This is a genomic window from Kribbella sp. NBC_00889, assembly GCF_045207705.1.
Classification (GTDB): Bacteria; Actinomycetota; Actinomycetes; order Propionibacteriales; family Kribbellaceae; genus Kribbella.
Window position 1 is genome coordinate 88910 of record NZ_CP108783.1, and the last position, 14739, is coordinate 103648.

15 protein-coding genes and 1 tRNA gene are annotated in these 14739 nt (G+C 68.3%); 15 read left to right on the forward strand and 1 reads right to left on the reverse strand.

The features are described 5' to 3' along the window. Positions 1 to 51: 51 nt before the first annotated feature. The 9 genes from OG817_RS00420 to OG817_RS00460 all read left to right on the forward strand — a co-directional run bounded on the left by OG817_RS00420 (position 52) and on the right by OG817_RS00460 (position 6999). Positions 52 to 1440 (forward strand): UTP--glucose-1-phosphate uridylyltransferase, encoded by a 1389-nt coding sequence (locus OG817_RS00420; RefSeq protein ID WP_406051418.1) that lies wholly within the window; start codon positions 52 to 54, stop codon positions 1438 to 1440. Between the two features lie 23 nt (positions 1441 to 1463). Next, the gene (locus OG817_RS00425; RefSeq protein WP_396396882.1) at positions 1464 to 1946 is read left to right on the forward strand and encodes a GNAT family N-acetyltransferase; all 483 of its coding nucleotides are present in this window, start codon (positions 1464 to 1466) and stop codon (positions 1944 to 1946) included. A gap of 96 nt (positions 1947 to 2042) precedes the next feature. After that, entirely contained in the window at positions 2043 to 3269 is a 1227-nt protein-coding gene (gene glp, locus OG817_RS00430; RefSeq protein ID WP_406051419.1) for a gephyrin-like molybdotransferase Glp, read from the forward strand. Next, positions 3266 to 3748 carry a cyclic pyranopterin monophosphate synthase MoaC gene (gene moaC, locus OG817_RS00435; RefSeq protein WP_396396885.1) on the forward strand — a complete coding sequence of 161 codons (483 nt, stop codon included), beginning with the start codon at positions 3266 to 3268 and terminating at the stop codon, positions 3746 to 3748. Before glp ends, moaC begins: the two co-directional genes overlap by 4 nt. Then, positions 3745 to 4233, forward strand: coding sequence for a molybdenum cofactor biosynthesis protein B (locus OG817_RS00440; RefSeq protein ID WP_406051421.1), 489 nt, complete (start codon positions 3745 to 3747; stop codon positions 4231 to 4233). Before moaC ends, OG817_RS00440 begins: the two co-directional genes overlap by 4 nt. Beyond that, the gene (locus tag OG817_RS00445; RefSeq protein WP_131362872.1) at positions 4233 to 4850 is read left to right on the forward strand and encodes a GNAT family N-acetyltransferase; all 618 of its coding nucleotides are present in this window, start codon (positions 4233 to 4235) and stop codon (positions 4848 to 4850) included. The genes OG817_RS00440 and OG817_RS00445 overlap by 1 nt, the downstream gene beginning before the upstream one ends. Positions 4851 to 4947: 97 nt before the next feature. Beyond that, positions 4948 to 5730: a hypothetical protein gene (locus tag OG817_RS00450; protein WP_406051423.1), complete on the forward strand. Its 783-nt coding sequence runs from the start codon at positions 4948 to 4950 to the stop codon at positions 5728 to 5730. A gap of 83 nt (positions 5731 to 5813) precedes the next feature. Next, positions 5814 to 5886, forward strand: a tRNA-Ala gene (locus OG817_RS00455). Positions 5887 to 6291: 405 nt separating this feature from the next. Continuing rightward, positions 6292 to 6999, forward strand: coding sequence for an aminoglycoside N(3)-acetyltransferase (locus OG817_RS00460; protein WP_406057640.1), 708 nt, complete (start codon positions 6292 to 6294; stop codon positions 6997 to 6999). A 608-nt stretch (positions 7000 to 7607) separates the two neighbouring features. Here OG817_RS00460 and OG817_RS00465 read toward each other — a convergent pair. Continuing rightward, the gene (locus OG817_RS00465; protein WP_406051425.1) at positions 7608 to 8054 is read right to left on the reverse strand and encodes a GNAT family N-acetyltransferase; all 447 of its coding nucleotides are present in this window, start codon (positions 8052 to 8054) and stop codon (positions 7608 to 7610) included. 45 nt (positions 8055 to 8099) lie between these two features. Between OG817_RS00465 and OG817_RS00470 the strand changes: the two genes are divergently transcribed. The 6 genes from OG817_RS00470 (at position 8100) to OG817_RS00495 (ending at position 14609) form a co-directional block, all read left to right on the forward strand. Further along, positions 8100 to 8531, forward strand: coding sequence for a Fur family transcriptional regulator (locus OG817_RS00470; protein WP_393379657.1), 432 nt, complete (start codon positions 8100 to 8102; stop codon positions 8529 to 8531). 37 nt (positions 8532 to 8568) lie between these two features. Next, positions 8569 to 10815 (forward strand): catalase/peroxidase HPI, encoded by a 2247-nt coding sequence (katG, locus tag OG817_RS00475; protein ID WP_406051426.1) that lies wholly within the window; start codon positions 8569 to 8571, stop codon positions 10813 to 10815. A 107-nt stretch (positions 10816 to 10922) separates the two neighbouring features. Beyond that, on the forward strand, positions 10923 to 11444 hold the full coding sequence (locus OG817_RS00480; protein ID WP_406051427.1) for a helix-turn-helix transcriptional regulator: 522 nt from the start codon (positions 10923 to 10925) through the stop codon (positions 11442 to 11444). After that, positions 11389 to 11952 (forward strand): nucleotidyl transferase AbiEii/AbiGii toxin family protein, encoded by a 564-nt coding sequence (locus tag OG817_RS00485; protein WP_406051428.1) that lies wholly within the window; start codon positions 11389 to 11391, stop codon positions 11950 to 11952. The genes OG817_RS00480 and OG817_RS00485 overlap by 56 nt, the downstream gene beginning before the upstream one ends. A 132-nt stretch (positions 11953 to 12084) precedes the next feature. Continuing rightward, positions 12085 to 13521, forward strand: coding sequence for a GuaB1 family IMP dehydrogenase-related protein (locus tag OG817_RS00490; protein WP_406051429.1), 1437 nt, complete (start codon positions 12085 to 12087; stop codon positions 13519 to 13521). 89 nt (positions 13522 to 13610) lie between these two features. Then, the gene (locus tag OG817_RS00495; RefSeq protein ID WP_406051430.1) at positions 13611 to 14609 is read left to right on the forward strand and encodes a LuxR C-terminal-related transcriptional regulator; all 999 of its coding nucleotides are present in this window, start codon (positions 13611 to 13613) and stop codon (positions 14607 to 14609) included. Positions 14610 to 14739: the final 130 nt, after the last annotated feature.

Here is a 14739-nt window from a genome sequence, read left to right on the forward strand (position 1 = left end):
GGCGTGACGCGGTTAACACTGTGATCACCACGCGTCCCCTAGTGTTGGGACATGAGTGAGGCAGGTCTACGACAGGCGCAGGAGAAGATGCGCGCGGCCGGCACCGCCGACGTCGCGATCCGGGTCTTCACGCACTACTACCGGTTACTCGAGTCCGGTCAGCAGGGCACGATCCGCGAGGACGACATCGAGCCGGTAGGGGACCTGCCGCATCTGGACCACCTGGACACCGATTCGGCAGCGCAGCGGGCAGCGCTGGCCGAGACGGTGGTGATCAAGCTCAACGGCGGCCTCGGTACGTCGATGGGTGTCACCGGCCCGAAGTCCGCACTGCCGGTCAAGGACGGACTGAGCTTCCTCGACATCATCGCCCGGCAGATCCTCAGCACCCGGCGCAGGTACGATGTACCACTGCCATTGGTGCTGATGAACTCGTTCCGGACCACGGAGGAGTCGCGCCAGATCCTCAGCGAGTACGACGGCCTGGCGATCGACGGCCTGCCGCTGGACTTCCAGCAGAACATGGAGCCGAAGCTGCTCGCCGACGACCTGACGCCGGCGGAGTGGGAGCCGGACCCGGAGCTGGCCTGGTGCCCGCCGGGGCACGGCGACCTGTTCACCGCACTGGTTGCCTCCGGCACCCTTGACGCGTTGCGGGAACACGGTTTCCGGCACGCGTTCATCTCCAACGCCGACAACCTCGGCGCGACCGCGGACCCGCGGATCGCGGCCTGGATGGCGGAGCACGACGTACCGTTCGGGATGGAGGTCTGCCGTCGGACCCGGTCCGACCGCAAGGGCGGGCACGTTGCGGTGCGCAAGTCCGACGGGCGGCTGATCCTGCGTGACAGCGCACAGGTCGCGGCCGAGGACACGAAGTACTTCCAGGACGTCGCCCGGCACAAGACCTTCAACACCAACAACCTGTGGATCGACCTGGACCGGCTGGCCGAGCTGATGGAGGGTCACGACGGGATCCTCGGGCTGCCGATCATCGTGAACCGCAAGACCGTCGACCCGGCCGACCCGTCCTCGCCCAAGGTGATCCAGCTGGAGACCGGGATGGGGACCGCGATCGAGACCTTCGAGGGCTCGCAGGCGGTGCTGGTCGACCGCAGCCGGTTCAAACCGGTGAAGACCACGAACGACCTGCTGGTACTGCGCTCCGACGTCTACGAGCTGGACGAGGCCGGCGACCTGACCACCACGCACGAGGGCGACGAGCCGTACGTCGACCTCGACCCGGAGTACTTCAAGATCCTGGCCGACTTCGACGTCCGGTTCCCGGCCGGCCCGCCGTCGCTGGTCCGCGCCGACCGGCTCGAGGTGCGCGGTGACGTTGCCTTCGGCAAGGATGTGGTGGTGGTTGGCGACGTCGAGCTGGAGTCGCCGGCCGGCGAGCGCCGGGTGATCCCGGACGGGGCCGAACTCCGCGCCTGACATCACGAGCTGGGGGGAACTGGATGGACGACCTGCTGATCCGGCCGCTGGAGCCGTACGACACGGACGAGGCCGCGCAGGTCTGGTGGCGTTCGCGGCACGCGGAGCCCTCGCTGCTGCCGCCCGCGATCCACTCCGCGAAGCAGGTCGCGACCTGGTTCGCGGAGGTGTTACTACCGGACGCACAGACGTGGGTGGGGCTCGACGACGGCCGGATCGTCGCGGTCCTGACGCTGGACGGCGACGACCTCGACCAGCTGTACGTCGACCCGGACGCGGCCGGTCAGGGCGTCGGGTCGACGCTCGTCGAGCTCGCGAAGGATCTCCGGCCCGGCGGGCTGGCGTTGTGGACCTTCCAAACCAACACCCGGGCGCAGTCGTTCTACGCCCGGCACGGCTTCACCGAAGTACGTCGTACCGACGGCGCGGCGAACGAGGAGCGGGCACCGGACATCCGCATGACCTGGGGGAACCACCCGGAGGCCGTGCATATCGACAGGAGGTAGTGCCGCCGACGGCCATCTCCGACTCAACCGTGAGCGTGAGGGCCGGGCGGGACGTCAACTACCTCCTGTCGTTCTGTACCGATTAGGGTCGGGCTCGTGAGACGGAGTGTGGATGAGCATCTCGAGGCCGTGCTCGGCAGGGTGACGGCCCTGCCGGCGTTCGATCAGCCGCTGATGGAGGCGCTGGGGCTGGTGCTCTGCGAGGACGTCGTCTCGGGGGTGAGCCTGCCCGGGTTCGACAACTCGGCGATGGACGGGTACGCCGTTCAGGCCGCCGACCTGGCCGGCGCGTCGCAGGACAACCCGATCACGTTGCCAGTGGTCGGCGAGATCAGAGCCGGCCGGAGCGAGCCGATCGTGGTCACGCCGGGGACGTGTGTCCGCATCATGACCGGCGCACCGATGCCGCGGGGTGCGGACAGCGTCGTCCAGGTGGAGTGGACCGACGGCGGGACCGTGAATGTGCGGATCGTTCAGCAGCCGTCGCTCGGCATGTCCGTCCGTCGGTCCGGTGAGGACGTGCGGGCGGGAGAGCAGGTCCTGGAGCGCGACACCGTGCTCGGACCGCGGCAGATCGCCGTACTGGCCGCTGTCGGCCGGGCGCGGGTGAAGGCCAGGCCGCGGCCGCGAGTGGTTGTGGTCTCGACCGGAGCGGAGCTGAAGGAGCCGGGCAGCCGGCTGGGCGAGGGACAGATCTACGACTCGAACAGCTACACGCTGGCCGCCGCGGCCCGTGACGCCGGGGCCGTGGTCTACCGCGTCGGCATCGTCGACGACGACCCGAAGAAGATCATGGACACGTTGTCCGACCAGCTGGTTCGAGCCGACCTGGTGATCACCACCGGCGGCGTGAGCATGGGTGCGTACGACATCGTCAAGGAGATCCTCAGCAAGACCGGCACGGTCGACTTCCCGCAGGTCGCGATGCAGCCGGGCAAGCCGCAGGGGTTCGGTGTGCTCGGTGAGGACGAGGTGCCGATCTTCACGCTGCCAGGCAACCCGGTGTCGGCGTACGTGTCGTTCGAGGTGTTCGTCCGGCCGGCGCTGCGCAAGCTGATGGGACAGATGCCGTACCGGCGGTCCACGGTCCAGGGCGTGTCGCTGGACGCGTTCAGCTCACCGTCGGGACGGCGGCAGTTCGTCCGCGCCGCGGCCAGGCCGGGCGACCAGGGCTGGATGGCCAGTACAGTCGGCGGGCACGGTTCACACCTGCTCGGTGGGCTGAGCCGTGCGAACGCGCTGATCGTGGTGCCGGAGGACGTGACGTCGGTCCGGGCCGGCGATCAGGTCGAGCTGTTGCTGCTGGACGAGGAGACCGGATGACGGAGGACCCGACGGGGCTGACCCACGTCGACGAGACCGGGGCCGCCCGGATGGTCGACGTCTCGGCCAAGGACGTGGGGAGTCGCCGGGCTGTTGCCAGCGGCAAGGTTCTTGTCTCGGCCGAGGTGGTGACCGCGCTGCGCGGCGACGGCGTACCGAAGGGGGATGCGCTCGGCGTCGCCCGGATCGCCGGCATCATGGGTGCCAAGCGGACCCCTGACCTGGTCCCACTCTGCCACCCGATCGCGATCACCGGAGCGAAGGTCGACCTCGAGGTGGCGGACGACGCCGTACTGATCACCGCCGCGGTGAAGACCACCGACCGCACAGGCGTGGAGATGGAGGCGCTGACCGCGGTCGCCGTCGCGGGGCTCGCCGTGATCGACATGGTGAAGGCGATCGACCCGGCCGCCGTTCTGTCCGACGTCCGCGTCGAGCTCAAAGAAGGCGGCAAGACCGGGCACTGGGAGCGGCCGTGAGGGCTCTCGTCATCAGCATCTCGAACCGCGCCGCCGCCGGCGTCTACACCGACACCACCGGTCCGGTGATCGCCGAGCGCCTGACGTCATGGGGCTTCGAGGTTTCCGGTCCCCAGGTCGTGCGGGATGGTCCGCCGGTCGGTGTCGCGTTGCGAGCCGCGGTCGAAGCGTCGTACGACGTAGTGCTGACAACCGGGGGCACTGGCATCTCGCCGACCGACGAGACACCCGAGCAGACCGCTGCCGTGATCGAGAAGGTTGTGCCGGGCATCGCCGAATCGATCAGGGCGTACGGCGTGGCGAACGGCGTACCGACGGCCGCTCTGTCGCGTGGGCTCGCCGGAGTGGCTGGTGCGACGGTCATCGTGAATCTGCCAGGGTCCCGGGGCGGTGTGAAGGACGGACTCGCCGTACTGCAGCCGCTGCTGCGGCACGCCGTCGACCAGGTGCACGGCGGCGACCATGTCAGGACGGACACCGACTGATGGCGATCGTGCACTGGCCTGTGGAGCTCCAGCACGGGCAGGTCGCGCTGCGTCCGCTGCGCGCAGGCGATGGCGGCGAGTGGGCGGCCGCACGCCAGCGCAACGTCAGCTGGCTGCGCCCGTGGGACGCCACCCAACCGCCTGGTGCGGAGGACGGTGCGCGGACCTTCCGGGCGATGGCACGAGACTGGAACCGGCAAGCGCGGTACGGGCGGATGCTCCCGTTCGTCATCACGTACGGCGGTGCCGCGGGCGTCGGGCCACGGTCGAAATGGCCGCTGGTCGGGCAGTTGACCGTCTCCGGGATCACCTACGGCTCGGCGCGCTGGGCGAACCTCGGCTACTGGGTCGATGAGCAGTACGCCGGCCGTGGCATCGTTCCGACCGCGGTCGCGCTCGCAGCCGACCACTGCTGGTTCACCCTCGGGCTGCACCGGATCGAAGTGGCGATCCGCCCCGAGAACAAGGCAAGTCTGCGCGTCGTGGAGAAGCTCGGCTTCCGGTACGAAGGGGAGCGGCCGCGGTTCCTGCACATCGACGGCGACTGGCGCGACCATCGCATCTTCGCGTTGAACATCGAGGAAGTCGGGCCCGGTCTCGTATCGCGGTTACCCTGACTACGCTGCGTACTGTTCACATCAGTCACACGAGTCTTCTTGCGACACACCGTCTCACGTACATCATCTGGCCCCCCGTGCACCTTAGCGTCGTCGCATGGGGACGACAGGGCTGATCTATGTGGCGATCGTCGCCGCGTGGGCCGCTTACCTCGTCCCCATGATTCTCAAGCGCGGCGACGAGGCGCGGCGCCGCCCGGTGTCGTCGTCCGCCGATGCGCGCGTACTCTCACGAGACCCGTCACGGCCCCGGTACGTCGTACGTCCCGCAGGTGCCGTGGACGACAAGGGATCGGCCGAGGACCTGCCGCCACCGACGCGGTACGTCCCCAACCGAGCCCGCCGGGTGGCCGCCATGCGCCGCCGGCGGGTGCTGTCGATCCTGACCCTTTCGCTGTTGTCGGTCACCGCGCTGGCGGGACTGGGGATGCTGCTGTGGTGGACCGTCGCGATCCCGGGTGCACTGATCGTCGGGTTCGTCGTACTCACCCGGATCCAGTTGCGACGGCAGGCCCGGACGCGTGCCCGACTGGCCGACAAGCGGCGGGCGCAGGCCCAGGCGCGGCACGACCGTGGCCCGGCCGGGAAGCCGGCACCCACTCCGTCTCCCGACCAGGAGCTGACGATCGAGGTCAAGCTGCCCGAGCCCCCGGTCGAGAAGCCCGCGCCTGCCGAGGGACTGTGGGATCCGGTGCCGGTGACGCTGCCGACGTACGTCATGAAAGAGAAGGCACCGGACCGCACCGTCCGCACCATCTCCCTGTCCGACGACGAGGTCTTCTCCTCCGCCCGCACCACCGACCCGGCCGACAAGCCCGCCCTCCCCGAGCCCGTCGAGACGCCCGCCGAACCCGAGGTCAAGCGCGCGGTCGGAGACTGAAACCCACTCGACAACCTCGGTTTTAACCCGCGACCATAGGCGTGTTAGAGTTTCGCGGTCGCCAGGAAACCGGCGACCAACTCGGGGCTGTGGCGCAGTTGGTAGCGCGCTTCGTTCGCAACGAAGAGGCCAGGGGTTCGAATCCCCTCAGCTCCACGAAGTCGATGGGCGACTCGTGTCCGCGGAGAGCGCGGACCGGGTCGCCTTCGTCGTTTGTGCGGCGTCGCTCCGCTCGCCGCGAGCGGGGGCTCCGCCACCCGCACCCCCTGCGCCTTCGCTGCGCTCGGCTCCGTGGCTGGGGTGGCCTGTTGGGGTGCGCCTTCGCTGCGCTCGGCTCCGTGGCTGGGGTGGCCTGTTGGGGTGCGCCTTCGCTGCGCTCGGCTCCGTGGCTGGGGTGGCCTGTTGGGGTGCGCCTTCGCTGCGCTCGGCTCCGTGGCTGGGGTCGCGTGTTGGGGTGCGGTCGGCGTCTAGGGTCTGGGGATGGTTGATGGGTGTGCGACGCGGGGGTCGTTGGTGGCGGATCTCAGGGGGTTGGGGGTGCGGGCCGGCGGGGTTGTGTTGATGCATTCTTCGTTGCGGAGTTTGGGGTTCGTGGCTGGGGGGCCTCAGGCTGTGGTGGAGGCGTTGTTGGAGGTGCTGGGGGCGGAGGGGACGCTGGTTGTCCCTACGCATACGCCGGACAACACCGATCCGGCGCATTGGGTCAATCCGCCGGTGCCGGAAGCTTGGTGGTCGGTGATTCGGGAGGAGGCGCCGGGGTTTGATCCGGCGTTGACGCCTGCCGGGCGGGCGTTGGGGCGGCTGTCGGAGTTGGTGCGTACGTGGCCTGGGGCGCGGCGGAGTAGTCATCCGCAGGTTTCGTTTGCCGCCTTGGGGGCGCGGGCCGACGAAGTCGTCGAGGGACACCGCCTTGATGATGGGCTGGGGGAGTCTTCGCCGTTGGGTGCGGTGTACCGGTTGGACGGCTCAGTGCTGTTGCTCGGGTGCGGACATGAGCGCAACACGTCCATGCACTTGTCCGAGTGGCGCAGCCCGAAAGCGCCTCGGCACGTCGTCGGGTCCTCGTTGCGGCTGGCGGACGGGACTGCTGTGTGGCGGGAATGGGAGGACGTCGATGAGGACGAGGGTGACTTCGGTCAGATCGGGGAAGCGTTCGAGGCCGCGGGCGGAGAACGGGTCGGCATGGTTGGTGCGGCTACGGCACGGCTGATGTCGCAACGGGCAGTCGTCGACTTCGCCACGGACTGGATGTCGCAGCACCGATTCTGATTCCTACCTTGGTGCCTGGACCTTCTGGCCGATGGGATGCTGCTCAAGGCGTAGCCGTACGCGGCGTCGCCGACGCGCGGCTTCTTGTCCTTGTCGAGGAGGTACAGGATGTCGTCACCGACCGGCCAGTACTGCCGGAGGTGTTCCGGAGCACCCGTGTCGAGTTGGTAGACGGTCGCTTGCGGGTCGAGCCCGGTGCCGCGGGCGACGGTCCAGGTTCCTTCGTGGGTCTCGCGGTCGTTTCCGACGCCGACCCGGATTACAGAGATGAGGTACGTCGACGGTGCGCCGGTTGCCTCGTCGCGGTACAGGACGACGCCGAGCTTCACCCGCTGGCACTCGGCTGCAGGCGGGTCGTCGATCGCGCACGGCACGTGGTTCTCGAAGTCCGCAACGGCCGGATCGCCGCTCTGATTGGTCAACGGATACCAGGGGCCGAATGTCTGCGGCGTCTCAGGTCCACGGCTGACAAGCGCGATGACCACGGCTGCGATCGCCGCGAGAGCGACCACGCCAACGCCGATCGACACCCTCGGATGCTTCCACACCCGCCCGCCCACAGGCATGCCCCCAGATTACCCACTGCGGCCCATCACCCCGGCAACGTGTCAGGAGGTCAGTCGTGGGTCGTTCGTGCGGCGCATGAGGAGGGACCGGCCTACTTCGGTGGTGAAGCCCCAGCGGCGGTAGAAGGGGATGAGGTCCGGTTGGCAGACCAGTTCGAGGCTGCGGACGGTCTGCAATCGAGGGTGGTCGACGATGGTGCTCATCAGGGTGGCGCCGTGGCCCGACGAGCGGTGCTCCGGGGCTACGACCACGTCGAGGATCAGGGCGATGTGGGTGTAGTCGGTGAGGACCCGGGCGAAGCCGGTCAGGCGGTCCGACGGAGGATCGGCGAGGGCCACGACGATGTCGGACTCGCGCAGGATGCGTTCGGTCTCCTCAGTCGTCCGGTCCGACATCCACCAAGCGGAGTTGAAGAGAGTCAGGAGTTCGGGGAGGCGGTCGGGCTCGACCTCGTGCAGTACGTCGACCATCGTCTCATTCTGCGACATCAACTAATCTTGACTCATTCCAGAAAAGGCGCAAGACTGCTCGACGTGCCGACGACCGACGAGCTCCAGCAACTGTTGCGGGGCGTGTCGTTGCGGGTGACCCGGCCGCGGGTGGCGGTGCTGACGGCGGTGTACGCGCATCCGCACTCCGACACGGACTCGATCATAGGGGCCGTGCGCAACGAACTGCCCGAGGTGTCGCACCAGGCGGTGTACGACTCGCTGCACACGTTGACGGCGGCCGGCCTGGTACGACGCATCCAGCCGCTCGGGTCGGTTGCGCGGTACGAGTCGCGGGTCGGGGACAACCACCACCATGCCGTCTGCCGGTCGTGCGGGGCGATCGCCGACGTCGACTGTGCGGTCGGGCACGCGCCGTGCCTGACCGCGGCCGACGACCGCGGGTTCGTCATCGACGAGGCCGAGGTCATCTACTGGGGCCTGTGCGCCGACTGCTCGTCCACACGCAGTACCTGACTTCCTGTTGAAAACGTCCAGTCCTGGAAGGAATTCGATGTCCGAGAAGCATGAACCACTGCCCGGCGAAGGCAGTGAGGAGAGCCGCGGCGAAGACAACGCGCAGGCGGCCGGCGGCTGCCCGGTAGCGCACGGACAGGGCGCCCACCCGACCCGCGGCAACGCCAACCGCGGCTGGTGGCCGAACCAGCTGAACCTGAAGATCCTGGCCAAGAACCCGGCCGTCGCGAACCCGCTGGGCGAGGAGTTCGACTACGCCGCGGCGTTCAAGACCCTCGACCTGCCCGCGGTGAAGGCGGACATCGCCGAGGTGCTGACCACCTCGCAGGACTGGTGGCCGGCCGACTTCGGGCACTACGGCCCGTTCATGATCCGGATGGCCTGGCACAGCGCCGGTACGTACCGGATCAGCGACGGCCGCGGCGGCGCCGGTGCGGGGCAGCAGCGGTTCGCGCCGCTGAACAGCTGGCCGGACAACGCGAACCTGGACAAGGCCCGCCGGCTGCTCTGGCCGGTGAAGAAGAAGTACGGCCAGGCGTTGTCCTGGGCCGACCTGATGATCCTGACCGGCAATGTCGCGCTCGAGACGATGGGCTTCAAGACCTTCGGGTTCGCCGGTGGACGTCCGGACGTGTGGGAGCCGGAGGACGACGTCTACTGGGGTCCGGAGACCACCTGGCTGGGCGACGAGCGCTACACCGGTGACCGCGACCTGGAGAAGCCGCTCGGCGCCGTACAGATGGGCCTCATCTACGTGAACCCGGAAGGCCCGAACGGCAATCCGGACCCGGTCGCCTCGGCGCGCGACATCCGGGAGACGTTCGGCCGGATGGCGATGAACGACGAGGAGACCGTCGCACTGATCGCGGGTGGTCACACCTTCGGCAAGACGCACGGTGCGGCCGACCCGGAGGAGTACGTCGGTTCGGAGCCGGAAGGCGCCCCGATCGACCACCAGGGTCTTGGCTGGCGGAACACGTACAACACCGGCAGGGGTCCGGACACGATCACCAGCGGCATCGAGGTCACCTGGACCAGGACGCCGGCCCAGTGGGGCAACGACTTCTTCGAGATCCTGTTCGGCTACGAGTGGGAGCTGTCGAAGAGCCCGGCCGGTGCGAACCAGTGGGTGGCCAAGGACTCCGAGGAGGTCATCCCGGACGCCTACGACGCGGCGAAGAAGCACAAGCCGACCATGCTGACCACCGACCTGGCGCTGCGGTTCGACCCGATCTACGAGCCGATCTCGCGTCGCTTCAAGGACAACCCGGACGAGTTCGCGGACGCGTTCGCGCGGGCCTGGTTCAAGCTGACCCACCGCGACATGGGCCCGATCGGCCGGTACCTCGGCCCCGAGGTCCCGACCGAGACGCTGATCTGGCAGGACCCGGTGCCGGCGGTCGACCACGAGCTCGTGGGTGCCGACGACGTCAACGCACTGAAGGCGCAGATCGCGGCCTCCGGGCTGTCGGTGGCGCAGCTGGTCTCGACCGCGTGGGCGTCGGCTTCGACGTACCGCGGAAGTGACAAGCGCGGTGGCGCGAACGGTGCGCGCATCCGGCTGCAGCCGCAGAGCGGCTGGGAGGTCAACAACCCTGACCAGCTCCCGCAGGTACTGCGGACGCTCGAGGGCATCCAGGAGAGCTTCAACGCCGCGCAGACCGGCGGCAAGAAGATCTCGCTGGCCGACCTGATCGTGCTCGCCGGTGGCGTGGGCGTCGAGGTGGCCGCGAAGAGTGCGGGGCACGACCTCGCCGTACCCTTCACGCCGGGCCGGACGGACGCGTCGCTGGAGCAGACGGACGTCGACTCGTTCGCCGCGCTCGAGCCGGCCGCGGACGGCTTCCGCAACTACTACGGCAAGGGCAGCCGGCTCCCGGCCGAGTACCTGCTGCTGGACAAGGCGAACCTGCTCACCCTGAGCGCGCCCGAGCTGACCGTCCTGGTCGGCGGCCTGCGCGTCCTCGGGGCGAACTACGGCGGTTCGTCGTACGGCGTACTCACCGAGACTCCCGGTGTGCTGACCAACGACTTCTTCGCGAACCTGCTCGACCTGGGCACGGAGTGGACGTCGGTCGACGACAGCCAGGAGACGTTCGAGGCCACCGTCAACGGTGAGACCAAGTGGACCGGCACCCGGGCCGACCTGGTCTTCGGCTCGAACTCCGAGCTCCGCGCGGTCGCCGAGGTCTACGCCAGCGACGACGCCAAGGCCAAGTTCGTCCAGGACTTCGTCGCCGCCTGGACCAAGGTGATGGACCTGGACCGCTTCGACGTCGCCTGACCCGCAACCGAACAACAAGACCGGCTCCCACCGCGACGGTGGGAGCCGGTCTTGTACTTCCAGGCATCCCGGCGGGGTGTATCCTTTCGGATACATGGAGGTGGAGCATGAAGGGTACTGCGGACTTGCTGGCAGAGGCTCGGCGTGCCGCGGGGTTGAGTCAAGAAGAGCTTGCCCGTCGCGCTGGTACGTCTCGACCGACGCTGTCCGCGTACGAGCACGGCCGGAAATCGCCAACGCTGGACACTGCCGCACGTCTGCTGGCCGAAGCGGGATTTGAGTTGGGCCTTCGCCCGCGGATCGACTTTGTCGAGCAGATCACGACTCGTGGCCGGACGGTTGCAGTCCCCACCCGGCTGCCCAGGCAACCTGTCGACCGCGCCTTTGCTGTGGTTGCACTGCCACTGCATCTGAATTGGTCCGAGCCTGGCCGGCGGTTCAACCTCCACGATCGAGTGCAGCGGGCACGGGTGTACGAGATCGTTCTGCGGGAGGGCGGACCCGAGGACGTTCTCGCGTACGTCGACGGCGCGCTACTGATCGATCTGTGGCCGGAACTGGTGCTCCCGCGAGATGTCCGTGCGGCCTGGGCCGGAGTCGTCGAGAACGCTGTCGAAGCGGCCGCATGACGCCCGACCGAGTCCGTCTGACGCCGTTCCAGATCGAGGTTGCGCAGATGTTCTTCAGCCTGCCGGCCAGCGCTGGTTCCTGCTTGCCGGTGGAGCTGCGTTAGCGGCACAGCAGCTCACATCGCGGCCGACCAGGGATCTTGACTTCTTCACGGGACCGGACCGCGGCGACGTTCCGACCGCCCGGGACGCGTTCGAAGTCGCGGCGGCGGCGCGGGATTGGTCGCTGCGTCGGGTACGCGACAGCGAGACGTTCTGCCGGCTCGTGGTGTCCGGAACCGAAGACCTGCTCGTCGATCTCGCGATGGATTCCGCACCGAGCCGTCCGTCCACTGTGAGTATCGCCGGGCCGACGTTCGGCCTCGAAGAACTCGCCGGCCGGAAGGTCATCGCTCTCTTCGATCGAGCGGAAGCCAGAGACTTTGCCGATGTCTACGTCCTGGCTCAGCGGTACGACAAGAGCAACTTGCTGGCGTGGGCCGCAGACCTGCGTGCCACCGAGCCATAGCAATCCGCCTCGCTCAAGCACCTTTCAATTTGCTTTTACTCTGTGCAACCAGTCGCGATTGGGAGTTGCTTGTGAGTGGGGTAGGCGCGTGTCAGGCTGGCGGGGTTGTTGTCGGGCGGAAGGGGTCGTGCCATGCGGTTTCATCATGATCGGGAGCCTGCGGGGGACCTGACGTTCAGTGATGTGTTTCTGGTGCCGAACCGGTCCGGTGTCACGTCCCGGCTGGACGTGGACCTGTCCACAAGTGACGGCAGCGGTACGTCGATCCCCGTCGTCGCGGCGAACATGACAGCGGTGTCGGGCCGGCGGATGGCGGAGACGATCGCGCGCTGTGGCGGGCTGGCGGTGATCCCGCAGGACATCCCGGTCGACGTGGTCGCCGAGGTGGTTGCCTGGATCAAGGAACGGCACACCGTGCACGACACCGCGCTGGTGCTGCCACCGACCGGGACCGTGGGCGAGGCGCTCAACCTGTTGCCCAAGCGCGGTCATGGTGCGGTGATCGTGGTCGACGAGGGCCGTCCGGTCGGCGTGGTGACCGAGGCCGACTGCGCGGGCGTGGACCGGTTCAGCCAGCTCGACGGGATCATGTCGCGGGAGTTGCTGACCTTGCCGGCTGGGACCGATGCGGAGGCCGCGTTCGACCAGTTGCACGACGGCCGGCACCGGCTCGCGCCCGTCGTCGACGGGAACGGCAACATCGTCGGCATCCTCACCCGCCAGCGCTCGCTCCGCGCCACCCTCTACCAGCCCGCGGTCGATGCGAACGGGAAGCTCCGGGTCGCGGCGGCCATCGGGATCAACGGCGACGCCGAGCAGAAGGCCAAGGCGTTGCTCAACGTCGGCATCGACGTACTGGTCATCGACACCGCACATGGTCACCAGGAGCGGATGCTCGAGGTCCTCGAGCAGGTCCGCGCCCTCGGGCCAGAGGTCCCGATCGTCGCCGGGAACGTGGTCACCGCCGAGGGCGTCAGCGATCTCGTGGCGGCCGGCGCGGACATCGTGAAGGTCGGCGTCGGACCGGGCGCGATGTGTACGACGCGGATGCAGACGGCTGTCGGTCGTCCGCAGTTCTCCGCCGTACTGGAGTGCTCGGATCGGGCCCGTGAGCTCGGCAAGCACGTGTGGGCGGACGGCGGCGTACGGCATCCGCGCGATGTCGCGCTCGCGCTGGCCGCGGGTGCCTCCAGCGTGATGATCGGCTCCTGGTTCGCCGGGACGTACGAGTCGCCCGGCGATCCGCACCGCGACAGCGACGGCCGGATCTACAAGGAGAGCTTCGGAATGGCGTCGGCCCGCGCGGTCCGCTCCCGGACAGCCGACGACACGCCGTTCCAGCGGGCCCGGAAGGGCTTCTTCGGCGAGGGCATCTCGACCGCCAGGATGTACCTGGACCCGGAGCGGCCGAGCGTCGAGGACCTGCTCGACTCGATCGTGTCCGGCATCCGCAGTTCCTGCACGTACGTCGGCGCCGCGAACCTGGCCGAGTTCCACGAGCGCGCGGTCGTCGGCCTCCAAACGGCCGCCGGGTACGCCGAGGGCAAGCCCCTCGACACCAGCTGGTGACCGACGCACCGAATCCCGTCTCCCCGGCGGGCCGAACGGTGGATACTCGGTGACCTGACGTCAATGCGATGTCCTGGGGTGGGTTGCGGATGCCAGTTGCTGGGGAGGACAGATCGCCGGGGGTCCTGAGGGTGGACGCGGAGACGGCGATCATCCTGCGGGAGGCGTACCACAAGATCGAGTCGCTCTACCGGGCCTCGCACTACGGCCTGTTCGACTACGTCCGCGCGGTGGCCGGGAAGATCACCTCGGTCGACACCTTCTACGTGGGCTTCCTGCACGGGTCCAACCGGGTCCGGTACCCGTACGGCTACGACAGCGGACAGTACGACGATCCCGCCAGCCACATCTACGGGCCGAACGGGCAGACTGCGTGGCTGCTGCGTCAGCGTCAGACCTACCGCTTCGCCTACGACAACGGCGCCGTACTGCAGGCAGGCGTCCCGGCCGGCGACGTGACCAAGCCGTCGGAGGATGCGGTGACCGTGCCGATGTTCCGGCCCGGCAGCGACGGTGGACCCGACGAGCTGTTCGGCATGATGTCGATGCACAGTTATCGCCCGAACAGCTACGACGACAACGCCGTACGGGCGTTTGAATGGCTCGCTGGGATGACTGCGCGGGTGCTCACGCGGGAGGCGGAGGACAGGGAGGCGCTACGGCTGCTTCCGGCCGGGGCCGAGTCCCCGAACGTGCTCACCTCGGACTCGGTGATGGAGTACCTGTCGAACCGGATCGCCATCCTGAGAGCGCTTGCGCACGAGGCGATGGCGTTGACCGATGTCGCCGATCCTGCGCGGGACTCGCTCGGAAAGCTGATCAAGGAGGCCGAGCAGACGCAGTCGGAGCTGATCGAGATGATGCTCGACGCGGACGACGGACCCGAGCAGCGGTTCGCGCTGCTGACTCCGACCCAGCAGAGTGTTGCGCTGCTCCTCGCCGAGGACCCCGGCAACACCCGGATCGCGACCGAACTGGGCATCTCCGTCAACACGGTCAAGTCCCACCTCAGAACGATCCTGGGCAAGTATGACCTGGCCAGCCGCGCCGAGGTGGCGGCCGACGTACGCCGCTATCTGGCCCGCTGACCAGGCAGGACTGCAAGTTTCTGCCCGAGGTGTGGGACTCGTAAACGACTACATCATCCCCGGGATGAGCTTGAGGACACAACAACCTCATGCCGTGGGCGATAGGCAGGTCCGGACACGAGGTGGCACG

What these genes read in the sequence shown, in the direction of transcription:
- OG817_RS00420 (WP_406051418.1), top strand. Translation starts at nt 52, where the DNA reads ATGAGTGAGGCAGGTCTACGACAGGCGCAGGAGAAGATGCGCGCGGCC.
- OG817_RS00425 (WP_396396882.1), top strand. Translation starts at nt 1,464, where the DNA reads ATGGACGACCTGCTGATCCGGCCGCTGGAGCCGTACGACACGGACGAG.
- moaC (WP_396396885.1), top strand. Translation starts at nt 3,266, where the DNA reads ATGACGGAGGACCCGACGGGGCTGACCCACGTCGACGAGACCGGGGCC.
- OG817_RS00445 (WP_131362872.1), top strand. Translation starts at nt 4,233, where the DNA reads ATGGCGATCGTGCACTGGCCTGTGGAGCTCCAGCACGGGCAGGTCGCG.
- OG817_RS00450 (WP_406051423.1), top strand. Translation starts at nt 4,948, where the DNA reads ATGGGGACGACAGGGCTGATCTATGTGGCGATCGTCGCCGCGTGGGCC.
- OG817_RS00460 (WP_406057640.1), top strand. Translation starts at nt 6,292, where the DNA reads ATGCATTCTTCGTTGCGGAGTTTGGGGTTCGTGGCTGGGGGGCCTCAG.
- OG817_RS00465 (WP_406051425.1), bottom strand. Translation starts at nt 8,054, where the DNA reads ATGTCGCAGAATGAGACGATGGTCGACGTACTGCACGAGGTCGAGCCC.
- katG (WP_406051426.1), top strand. Translation starts at nt 8,569, where the DNA reads ATGTCCGAGAAGCATGAACCACTGCCCGGCGAAGGCAGTGAGGAGAGC.
- OG817_RS00480 (WP_406051427.1), top strand. Translation starts at nt 10,923, where the DNA reads ATGAAGGGTACTGCGGACTTGCTGGCAGAGGCTCGGCGTGCCGCGGGG.
- OG817_RS00485 (WP_406051428.1), top strand. Translation starts at nt 11,389, where the DNA reads ATGTCCGTGCGGCCTGGGCCGGAGTCGTCGAGAACGCTGTCGAAGCGG.
- OG817_RS00490 (WP_406051429.1), top strand. Translation starts at nt 12,085, where the DNA reads ATGCGGTTTCATCATGATCGGGAGCCTGCGGGGGACCTGACGTTCAGT.
- OG817_RS00495 (WP_406051430.1), top strand. Translation starts at nt 13,611, where the DNA reads ATGCCAGTTGCTGGGGAGGACAGATCGCCGGGGGTCCTGAGGGTGGAC.